This window comes from Microbacterium deferens, from assembly GCF_045517775.1.
In the GTDB taxonomy this organism is placed as follows: Bacteria; Actinomycetota; Actinomycetes; order Actinomycetales; family Microbacteriaceae; genus Microbacterium.
Window position 1 is genome coordinate 193,996 of sequence record NZ_JBEUWT010000004.1, and the last position, 10,765, is coordinate 204,760.

The window sequence follows — 10,765 nt, forward strand, 5'->3', positions numbered from 1 at the left end:
AAGACGTGATCGGGTCACGTCCAACCCACCACCTCGAGGTGACGCGCACACAGACAGGAGGTGGACGACGGATGGACGCCGACGGCGGCGTCCGCCTGCCGGACGGTTGCGGCGGACCCCCGCAGCATCCGCTCCCCCGCGTCAGTCGACGCTGTCGGGCAGCACGATCCAGATGCTCGCGCCGCCGGCGGGCGACGCGTCGATGCCGATGCGTCCGCCGTGCGCCTCCACGATCCGGCGGCACGTCGACAGCCCGACGCCGAGACCGGGCACCTCCTGAGCCGTCCCGCGTTCCATGAGTTCGAACACGCGCTCGCGCTGCTCGACGGGCACACCCGGACCGTTGTCGTCCACGGTGAGGCGCCACCCGCCGGTGAGCCCGTGGGCGCGCACCTCGACACGCGGCTCGACACCGGCGGCGCTGCTGAACTTCACCGCGTTGGCCACCAGGTTCTGCACGAGCACCCGAAGCAGAGTCTCGTCACCGATGACCACGACCGCGGCGTCGACCGACACGGTCGCACGAGCCTCCGTCAGCGCGGAGTCGAGGTCGTCGAGCACACCGCGCACCACCTCGTCGAACTCGACCTCGTCGCGCCGAGGCTGCAGGCCGCCGAGCCTCGCGTAGGCCAGCAGATCGGCGATCATCGAATCCATGCGCGCCGCGGCCGACTCGGCACGGGCGAGGGCACGGGCGGCCTGCGGGGCGTTCGCGAGCTCGGGGCTGTCGGCGGCCAGTTCGATGAACCCGGCGATCGCGGTGAGCGGGTTGCGCAGGTCGTGGCTGACCTGACTGGCGAAGTTCTCGAGCTGCTCGTTCGATTGACCGAGCTCGCGGGTGATGCGGCGCAGCTCGAGCACGTCGACGACCTGGTGTGCGAGGAGCTCGAGCGCGCGGCTGTCTTCGGGGCTGAGATCACCGGGCTGCTCGTCGAAGACGCACAGCGTTCCGATCGCGGTTCCGTCCGGCGTGATGAGCGGGCTCGAGGCGTAGAAACGCACGGAGGCGATCTCGCCGGTGACGAAGGGATTGCGAGCGAACCTCTCGTCCTCGCGGGCGTCCGGGACCACGATGTGCCCGGGCTGTTGGAACACCACCGTGCACATGGAGTCGTCGCGACTGCAGACCGACGCCTGCACGCCGACGGCGGCGATCTGGTGCTGCAGGCGGTCGTCGAGGATGTTGATCACCGCGGTGGACACTCCACACACGCGCGCTGCGAGCTGCACGAGACCTTCGAGATCGGGCTCGGGAGGAACCCCGACCACGCGGTACTGGGCGATCGCTTCTCGCCGCGCCACTTCCTGGACTGTGCTCACGTTTCCCCCACCGCGATCCTCGCGGCCCGGATGCGCCGCTCGACACCCCACCATATGGGCGCGGGAGCGCGATCGGACCGATCGACCTAGCCGTGGTCGACGGGGACGGCGTCGACGGAGGGGTGACGCTGGCGCCGGATCGTCAGATAGAGGCGATGCGCGGTGATCACGAGCGCCAGCCACAGCGCGCCGAGGATCCATCCGACGAGCACGTCGGTGAACCAGTGATGACCGAGGTACACGCGGCTCATGCCGACGAGGAGGTCGAACGCGACCGCCGCGGTGATGATCGCGATCCGCGCTCCACGGGAGGTGCGCCGCAGCACGAGCAGGTAGGCGATCGCGCCGATGACGGCGACCGCGTTGAGGGTGTGGCCGCTGGGGAACGAGGGCGAGTACTCGAACGGGGGCACCGCGTCGACCAGCGGCGGACGCTCTCGCTGGATCAGCCCCTTGCCGGCGATGGTCATGAGCAGCGAACCCGCCCCGGCCGCGGCGATGATGACCACCGGGGTCCACGACCTTCTCTTGATACCGAGCACCAGCATGCCCAGCACCGCGATGACGGGCATACCGATCGTGCCGGCGATGTCGGTGAAGGCCGTCACCGCCACATCGAGTCCCGGGCTCCTCAACGTCATCATGAACAGCAGCATCGGCTCGTCGACCCCGGCCACGCCGTCGCCGTCCGCGACGGCGTCGTAGACCTCGACCGCGGCCACACTCAGCGCCACCACCAGGGCAAGACCCACGAGGAGGGTGATGACGAGCGCGGTGTAGGGACCGATCCGCTCCCCCACTCGACGAGCGACCTGCTCGATGGTGGCGCCCGCGCCGGTTCGCCAATGCGTGAGGTCGCGACCACCGACGTAGCGATCCTCTGCCAGCTCCCCTTCGACGCCAGGAGCGCTGTCGCTCGGATCTTCGGTCTGCTCGCGCTTCATCCCCCTACTGTGGCCCACAGCGCGGACCGGGAGGTGCCGTTGCCCGTCGACGGGCCGTCGGCTACGGCGGTGCGGACGTAGGAGATGGCGCCGGCGTAGGACGATTCGCGCCACGGCGGCCTGCGTTTGCGCCATGTCCTACGTCGGGAACGGATGCTGCGCCGTACGCGCGGGTCGCCGGTTCGGGCCCCTCGCGTGAGGATTGCGCAGGCACGTTCTCCGCCTCGTCCGGACTGGGCGAGACTTGTGCGGTGCCCATCATCGACAACGCCGTGTACGTCAGCGGTCAACGCATCGAGAACCCCGAGAGCCTCGAGCAGACATTCGCGTACATGCGAGACAAGGGCGGCATGGCGTGGATCGGGCTTTTCCGTCCGACCCCCGAGGAGATCGAGAAGGTCGCCGCGGAGTTCTCCCTGCATCCCCTGGCCGTCGAAGACGCCCTGACCGGTCATCAGCGCGCCAAACTCGAACGGTACGGCGACATCCTGTTCGCGGTGCTGCGACCGGCGCGCTACATCGATGCGACGGAGACGGTCGAGTTCGGCGAGTTGCACGTCTTCGTCGGCCGCGACTTCGTGGTCACCATCCGCCATGCCGACTCACCCGACCTCGCACGCGTGCGGCGGAGACTGGAGCAGCAGCCCGAGCTCCTCTCGCTCGGCCCGGAGGCGGTGCTGTACGCGATCCTCGACGAGGTCGTCGACGAGTACTCGCCGGTCGCGGCCGGCGTGCAGAATGACATCGACGAGATCGAAGACGCCCTCTTCGGCGCCGGTGAACCGAACCTGTCGCGACGCATCTACGATCTGTCGCGCGAGGTGATCGCGTTCCAGCGCGCCTCGGAGCCGCTCGCCGTCATGCTCGAGTCCCTTCAGCGGGGCGCGGAGAAGTACCGCGTCGACCTCGAACTGCAGCGGTCTCTGCGAGACGTGCTCGACCACGTGCTGGTCGTCTGCCAGAAGCTCTCGGGGTTCCGGGCCACGCTCGAGAACGCCCTCACCGTCAATGCGACCCTCGTCACCCAGCGCCTCACCGAGACCTCGCTCGAACAGGGTGAGCAGGTGAAGAAGATCTCCGGTTGGGCGGCGATCCTGTTCGGACCCACCCTCGTCGCCGGGATCTACGGCATGAACTTCGAATCGATGCCCGAGCTGAGTTGGCAGTTCGGCTATCCGCTCGCCCTCGCGCTCATGGCGGCGACGTCGCTCACGCTCTACATCGTGTTCCGCCGCAAGCGCTGGCTCTGACCCCTACGGGTGGTTGACGGTCCAGAGCACCCAGACGCAGAGCGTCTGCAGCCCGATGCATCCCGCGATGATCGCGGTGCGCCGCTTCTTCGTCTTCGACAGACGCTCGTCTCCGAGCAGAGGCGACAGCGGCACCATGAGTCGGAACGTGCTCTGCTGCGGCAGGAACACCGCGAACAGGTAGAGACCGTAGCTGAACGCGAACGAGACGATGACGATGCCCAGGCGCCGCACCGAGCGCGACCACAGCAGCATCGCGAAACCGACCATGAGCGCGATCACCAGGATGGGCCCAATCACGCCGAGGTGCGTGGCAGCCTGGCGGAACCAGGGGGTCAGCGGGATGAACTCGTCGTTGCCGACCGACTGCAGCCACCAGCCCGTCTCGGTGCGGATGTAGGCGTTGCGCGTCCCGGTGACCGCCTGCGCGATGACCGGCCACATGAGACCGGCCGCCGCCGAGAGCGCACCGGAGACGAGGATGCCGATCACCTGGATGCGGGGGAACGGGTCGACACGTCGACGGAAGAACCGCACGAGGAAGAGGATGCCGAGCGCCAGCGCGATCGCGAGCGCGCCGGGGCGGGTGAACGCGGCGATGACACCGATGGGTGCGACAGCCAGATACCGGCGCTGATGGATCAGCAGGAGGGCGCTGAACAGCAGGAGCATGAGGAGCGACTCGGCGTAGCCCAGCACGTACACGAACGACAGCGGCGCGAACGAGAAGAAGACGACGGCCCACCAGGCGGCCTTCGGCGTGGTGGTGCGGCGCAGCAGGAGGAACAGCACCCAGGTGGCCCCGAGGGTCGCCAGGATGCTGATGCCCACGCCGGCGAGCTGCCACGACCCTCCCGCGAGCGGCGAGAAGATGCGCTCGAGCGTCGGGAAGACCGGGAGGAACGCCCAGTTGTTCGGCAGGATGTCGCCCTGCACGTTCATGGGGAGGGAGACCGGATAGCCCTCGAGCGAGATCTGACCGTAACGGTCGGCATCCCACTCGGTGATGAAGTCGAGGAACGTCCCGATGCGCTGGCCGTCGGGGCCGTGGCTGAAACCGAGCGACCGGGCGAGCTCGTAGGCCCCCCACAGCAGACCGAGGCTCGTCGCGCGCGCGACCGCCCACAGCAGGAAGACCTGGCGGAACATGCCGCGCTCGATGACGGGGACCGCACCCCGAGGAGAGCGGAACAGGTCGGCGGCGGCGAGCCGCAGCATCCGGTGCACTCGCGACCGACGCACTCTCGAGCCGTCGACCCGTACCGGTTCGACGATGGTCTCGATCACATCGGTGGAGGGTGCACTCACGCGGGGGCCTTTCGCAAAGGGAGACTGCGGCGGTCCGTGCGCGCGAGGGCGTCCGTGACGACAGGAAGCCCCGCGACATTACGGCTTTCGAAGCCTACCGCGCGGCCCCTGTGAGGATCCAGTATTTATCAGATCAGCGGCTAAAAACTGCCCGCTCAGACGAGGAAAATCGGGAGAGCGCCCGGGTTGTGGGCGTGAACGAGCACCGAGAAGACGACCGCGTCGAACAGCAGATGCACCGTCACGACGTAGGCGAGCGACCGGGTGCGGAGGAACACGACGCCCTGGATCAGGGCGAACGGGATCGTCAATGCCGGGCCCCACGCCTGGTAGCCCAGCTCCCAGAGGAAGGCCACGAACACGATGGTCTGCAGCACGTTCGCCTGCCAGGTCACGGCGTGCCGGCGAAGCAGCACGAACACCGTGCAGATGAAGAAGAGCTCGTCCCAGATGCCGACCGCGCCCACCCCGACGAACAACCGGGCGATGAGGTCGGGCGTGTTCACGACGGGCCAGTTCTGGTAGACGCCGGAGGTGATGAAGTAGAACGGCAGGATCAGCCATCCGAGCGCGAGCACGCCCACGAGCCAGATCCACTGCACCCGCGACCACCGTCCGCCGCCGCGCCACGGGAAGCGAATCGCGTAGTCACGGTAGACGAAGCGCGAGATGACGTAGGGCACCACCACCGCGCCGCCGAGCGCCAGCGTGAAGCGCAGGAAGGCGGGGTTGTCGAGCTCGGCGTGCAACGGGATGGCCGAGACGATCAGCTGCCCGATCGCGATGAGCGACAGGTCGCGGAACAGGCTCGGGGCCGCCTTGCCCACCCCGCTCTGGCGAGACGGCATGATGGCGACGCCGTGGTGGCGGTCGACGACCCAGGCTCCGATGAGCGCCGCGGCCAGCAGCATCCAGCCGAGCCAGGCGATCTGCACGACGAAGAACGCGGGAGCGGCGAGGCAGACCAGGAGTGCGGGCGCGAGCGACCACGTCCAGGTGGCGGTGGTCGGTGCGACGGCGGCGGGGGTCTTCATCGCTCGGTGGCTCCGGTGCGTCGGTAAGCGAGATCGCGGATGCTGCGGCCCACCCTTGCACCCTTCTGCTCGAACGCGGTGAGGATGCGGCCGTCGAACCTCTCGGCCCACTCCCCCTCGAATGCGCGCTCGAAGTCGGGCGAGGCGTCGAGGACGGTACGCATCTGGCGGGCGTAGTGCTCCCAGTCGGTGGCGAGGCGCAGCATCCCCCCGTCTTTCACGGCGCGCGCGGCGATCCCGGCGAACTCCTCGTCGATGAGGCGCCGCTTGTTGTGCTTGGACTTGTGCCACGGGTCGGGGAAGAAGATCCACAGTTCGTCGATCGATGCCGCCGGGAGCAGGTGCTCGAGAACCTCGGGGGCGTTCGCCTCCACCAGGCGGAGGTTCTCGACTCCCTCGCGCGCGGCGTCGAGCATGGTGCGGGCGAGGCCTGCCCGGAAGACCTCGACGGCGAGGAAGTCGACGTCAGGCCGGGTCGAACTGGCGTGGATGATCGCGTGGCCCTGACCGGAGCCGATCTCGACGATCAGGGGAGCCTCGCGGCCCCACACGACGGCGGGTTCGACCGCCGATCCGGCGAGGACGCTGGTGACCGCGTCGTCGCGCGGCACATCGATCAGGTAGAAGTCGGAGTACGCGGCCCACGCGCGTTCCTGCCCGTCGGACATCCGGCCGCTGCGGCGGACGAACGACACCGGGCGCTCTCGGAACGTGGGCTCGGGAGTGGGCTCGGGCATTCCCCCAGGCTACGCGAGCGCGCCGGGCGGCCCGGTGCGCCGCGAGCAGGCGGCGACGCTACGGGCCGACGGTGACGAAGTCGATGAGCTCCTCGACGCGGCCGAGGAGGGCGGGCTCGAGATTGCGGAAGGTCGTGACCCGGGCGAGGATGCGCTGCCACGCGCGAGCGATGTCGGCCTGGTCTTCGGCGGGCCAGCCGAAGGCGCGGCAGATGCCGACCTTCCACTCGACGCTGCGGGGGATCTCGGGCCACCGCTCGATGCCCATCGTCTGCGGCGTGACGCACTGCCAGACGTCGACGAACGGGTGGCCGACGATGCGCACGTGCGCACCGTGCTTCCCGCGCGCGACGGCCTCGGCGATGCGCGACTCCTTCGACCCCTTCACGAGGTGATCCACGAGCACCCCGTAGCGCCGCTCTGCGGACGGCGGCTCGGCGTCGAGCAGGTCGTCGAGCAGATCCACGCCCTGGAGGTATTCGACGACGACGCCTTCGGCGCGGAGGTCGGCGCCCCACACCTTCTCGACCAGCTCGGCGTCGTGACGCCCCTCGACGAGGATGCGACTCGCCCGCGCCACCCGCGCCCGCTCGGAGGCGGGGGCGAACGAACCCGAGGCGGTGCGGCGGGTTCCGGTGGGCGCGGCCTTCGGAACCACCAGCACGACGGGCTCGCCGTCGACGAGAAAGCCCGAACCCAGCGGGAACAGGCGACGGCGCCCGTGACGGTCTTCGAGTTCGACCGTGCTGGAGGCGATGCCCACGACGGCGCCCACGTATCCGTCGGCCGCCACCTCCACGACGAGGTCACGGGATGCTTCGACCTGCGCGGCGACCTTGCGGCCGGCGTCGCGCCATCCCTTCGCGAGCACGTCTGCGCCATATCGATCGTCCATGCTGCTCCTCCCGACCGGCCGAGCCTAGACCGGCTCCCCCGCCCCTGCGGCGGGGCACGCCGGGCGCTATCGTGCATGCCCGCCGGTGCATAGACTCGACCCGTGGCTGTCCGGACGCTCCTCCCACGAGTGCGCCTCCGTGCGCGCCTCTCGGCCGCCGCCGCCCTCGCGCTGGCTCTCGTGATCGGCGGCCCCGCCGTCGCCGCCTCCGCGACGGAGCCCGTGGAGCTCGGGTCGACCCGCGTCTACGACCAGGTCGACGCGCTCAGCCCGCAGCAGGAGTTCGACGCCCAGGCGCGGATCGAGCAGCTGCGCACGAGCACGGGACTCGATCTCTGGGTGGTCTTCGTCGACGAGTTCACGAACCCCTCCGACGCAAGGGGGTGGGCTACGGAAACGGCCGAGCAGAACGGCCTCGGGCCGACGCAGTACCTGTTGGCCGTCGCAGTCGACGCGCGCCAGGTTTACCTGTCGGGAGACTCGGCCGGGCCGATCTCGTTCGAGCAGCTCGGCGCGATCGAACAAGATCGCATCTTCCCCGTGCTGGCGACCGACGACTGGGCCGGGGCCGTCGACGCGACGGCCGAGGGGCTCGAGGAAGCTGACCAGGCGGGGTCCGGCGGCACCAGCGACGATCCGCTGATGGGAACAGAGAACTCGATCAGCAACATCCTGACCTTCGCGCTCCTCATCATCGTGATCGTCGTCGTCATCGCCGTGATCGCCGTTTTCGTGATCCGCTCCCGCCGGAAGAATGTCACCACTCCCCCCGGCGTCGCGCCGGGCCCGCCGCCGGTTCCGACCGAGGAGCTGCGGCGGCAGGCAGCATCCGCCCTCATCGACACCGACGACGCCATCCGCACCAGCGAGCAGGAGCTCGGCTTCGCCGCGGCGCAGTTCGGCGAGGCCGCCACCACCGAGTTCGCCGCGGCCCTGCAGTCCGCGCGCGACAAGCTGGGCCAGGCGTTCACCCTGCAGCAGCAGCTCGACGACGACGTGCCCGACACCGAGGAGCAGGTGCGGGCGTGGAACACGCAGATCATCCAGCTCTGCGCCGACGCGAACCAGGGCCTCGATGAGAAGGCGGACGCGTTCGACGAGCTGCGGAAACTCGAAGCCGACGCCCCCGCCGCCCTCGTTCGGGCGCGCGATGCACGCACCGCCGCAGCCTCGGCGATCGACGAGGCCGCAGCCGCGCTGTCGGCGCTGCAGGGCTCGTACGCACCGGAGGCGCTCGAGACCGTCGACGACAACGTCGACCAGGCCCGCGCGCGCATCGCGTTCGCCGACGAGCAGCTGACGGCGGCGCAGACCGCGCTCGACGCCGGCGAGACGGGTGAAGCGGCCGTCGGCATCCGCGCGGCCGAGGAGGCCGTCGGTCAGGCCGTCGTGCTCGAGACCGCGATCGACACGCTCGCCACCGACCTCGCAGCCGGAGACCGACAGGCCGCGGCGGTCATCGAGGGCATCGAACAAGACGTCCGTACGGCGATGACGCTGCCCGACCCCGACGGACGTGTCGCCGCCGTGATCGACGTCACCCGCGGCGATCTCGACGCCGCGCGGGCGGAGCTGGCCGGCACCCGGCGCCGACCGCTGCACACGCTTCAGACCCTGCAGGCGACCGACCAGCGCATCGACGAACTCGTGCAGTCGGTGAGGGATGCTGCGGCCCGGTCGCAGCGCGTGGCGCAGCAGCTCGGTTCCGAGCTCGCCCAGGCGCAGGCCCAGGTCTCGGCGGCCGAGAACTTCATCGCGGCCCGTCGCGGCGCCGTCGGATCCGAGGCGCGCACGCGTCTGGCCGAGGCGGGCGCGGCTCTCACCCGCGCGCAGCAGCTGCAGGGCGTCGACCCGGAGCAGGCGCTCGGCGAAGCGCAGCGCGCGAACAGCCTCGCCGGACAGGCCGTGCAGTACGCCCGCACCGACGTCGGCGGCTTCTCCTCGTCGAATGACATGTTCGGCGGCGGCGGCGGAGGCGGCGCCGGGGCGAGCTTCATGGGAGCCCTGCTCGGCGGCATCGTCAGCAGCGCGATCTCGGGCGGCGGACGGTCGCCGCGCAGCTATGGCGGCGGCTTCGACTCGTTCGGCGGCGGCGGATCGCGCTCCAGCGGTCGCAGCGGCTTCGGTGGCGGCGGGCGCCGCTCCGGCAGCTTCGGCGGCGGCGGTTCGCGCTCGCGACGCGGCGGCGGGCGCTTCTGATGCCGCCCTCGCCGCACCGGCGCGTCACAGGCAACTCGTAGCATCCACCGACACACTCGGAACAGACGTCAACAGGAAGGAACCCCGATGGCCAAGCAGTCCATCTTCGGTCGCATCTCCACCCTCATCCGCGCGAACGTCAACTCGCTGATCGATCAGGCAGAAGACCCGCAGAAGATGCTCGACCAGCTCGTGCGCGACTACACGAACTCGATCCACGATGCCGAGTCGGCGATCGCCGAGACCATCGGCAACCTCCGCCTCCTCGAGCGCGACCACCAGGAAGACGTCCAGGCCGCGGCCGAGTGGGGCAACAAGGCCCTGGCCGCGTCGAAGCGCGCCGACGAGGTGCGCCCCACGAACCCGGCCGAGGCCGACAAGTTCGACAACCTGGCCAAGATCGCCCTGCAGCGTCAGATCTCGGCCGAGAACGAGGCGAAGTCGGCGGCTCCGACCATCGCGTCGCAGACCGAGGTCGTCGACAAGCTCAAGGACGGCCTCAACGGCATGAAGGGCAAGCTCGAGCAGCTGCGCTCCAAGCGCAGCGAGCTGCTGGCCCGCTCGAAGGTCGCCGAGGCGCAGAACCGCGTGCACGACGCCGTGAAGTCGGTCGACGTGCTCGACCCGACGAGCGAGCTCGGACGGTTCGAAGACAAGATCCGCCGCGAAGAGGCACTCGCCGCGGGCAAGCAGGAGCTCGCAGCATCCAGCATCGACGCGCAGTTCAACCAGCTCGAAGACGTCGGCGAGCTCACCGAGGTCGAGGCACGCCTCGCCATGCTGAAGTCGGGCGGACCCCAGCGGGCCGCGATCGACGCGCCCAGCCCCGACGCGGTCTGAGCCATACCGAAAGGGGCGTCGCTTCGGCGGCGCCCCTTTCGCGTTCCCAGCCCGGACCCTTCGACAAGCTCAGGGACCGGACTGGTCGCCGAGGCACCGGCCCGGACCGGTCGGTCAGGTACCAGCCCGGACCCTTCGACAAGCTCAGGAACCGGACTGGTCGCCGAGGCACCCGCCCGGACCGGTCGCCGAGGCACCCGCCCGGACCGGTCGCCGAGGCACCCGCCCGGACCGGTCG

General features: G+C 69.9%; 9 protein-coding genes. 3 read left to right on the top strand and 6 right to left on the bottom strand.

Annotation, left to right across the window (positions count from 1 at the left end):
• Positions 1–141: 141 nt before the first annotated feature.
• Both ABTU82_RS14710 and ABTU82_RS14715 read right to left on the bottom strand, forming a co-directional pair.
• Complete coding sequence (locus tag ABTU82_RS14710) at positions 142–1,320, bottom strand: sensor histidine kinase (protein ID WP_407173955.1); 1,179 nt, start codon at positions 1,318–1,320, stop codon at positions 142–144.
• Positions 1,321–1,406: 86 nt separating this feature from the next.
• Positions 1,407–2,264 (bottom strand): phosphatase PAP2 family protein, encoded by an 858-nt coding sequence (locus tag ABTU82_RS14715; protein ID WP_116647471.1) that lies wholly within the window; start codon positions 2,262–2,264, stop codon positions 1,407–1,409.
• 251 nt (positions 2,265–2,515) lie between these two features.
• Here ABTU82_RS14715 and ABTU82_RS14720 point away from each other — a divergent pair, with 251 nt between their 5' ends.
• The gene (locus ABTU82_RS14720; protein ID WP_116647472.1) at positions 2,516–3,514 is read left to right on the top strand and encodes a magnesium and cobalt transport protein CorA; all 999 of its coding nucleotides are present in this window, start codon (positions 2,516–2,518) and stop codon (positions 3,512–3,514) included.
• A gap of 3 nt (positions 3,515–3,517) precedes the next feature.
• Here the strand turns inward: ABTU82_RS14720 and ABTU82_RS14725 are convergent, their stop codons facing one another.
• The 4 genes from ABTU82_RS14725 to ABTU82_RS14740 form a co-directional block, all read right to left on the bottom strand.
• Positions 3,518–4,822, bottom strand: a complete 1,305-nt coding sequence (locus tag ABTU82_RS14725) for a threonine/serine exporter family protein (protein WP_407173956.1) — start codon at positions 4,820–4,822, stop codon at positions 3,518–3,520.
• Positions 4,823–4,977: 155 nt separating this feature from the next.
• Positions 4,978–5,856: a CPBP family intramembrane glutamic endopeptidase gene (locus ABTU82_RS14730; RefSeq protein ID WP_116647474.1), complete on the bottom strand. Its 879-nt coding sequence runs from the start codon at positions 5,854–5,856 to the stop codon at positions 4,978–4,980.
• Complete coding sequence (gene trmB / locus ABTU82_RS14735) at positions 5,853–6,593, bottom strand: tRNA (guanosine(46)-N7)-methyltransferase TrmB (protein ID WP_407173957.1); 741 nt, start codon at positions 6,591–6,593, stop codon at positions 5,853–5,855. Before trmB ends, ABTU82_RS14730 begins: the two co-directional genes overlap by 4 nt.
• A gap of 58 nt (positions 6,594–6,651) precedes the next feature.
• Positions 6,652–7,488, bottom strand: a complete 837-nt coding sequence (locus ABTU82_RS14740) for a DUF3097 family protein (RefSeq protein ID WP_121150185.1) — start codon at positions 7,486–7,488, stop codon at positions 6,652–6,654.
• Between the two features lie 102 nt (positions 7,489–7,590).
• Between ABTU82_RS14740 and ABTU82_RS14745 the strand changes: the two genes are divergently transcribed.
• Both ABTU82_RS14745 and ABTU82_RS14750 read left to right on the top strand, forming a co-directional pair.
• Complete coding sequence (locus ABTU82_RS14745; protein WP_407173958.1) at positions 7,591–9,687, top strand: TPM domain-containing protein; 2,097 nt, start codon at positions 7,591–7,593, stop codon at positions 9,685–9,687.
• An 87-nt stretch (positions 9,688–9,774) separates the two neighbouring features.
• The gene (locus tag ABTU82_RS14750; protein WP_116647478.1) at positions 9,775–10,527 is read left to right on the top strand and encodes a PspA/IM30 family protein; all 753 of its coding nucleotides are present in this window, start codon (positions 9,775–9,777) and stop codon (positions 10,525–10,527) included.
• Positions 10,528–10,765: the final 238 nt, after the last annotated feature.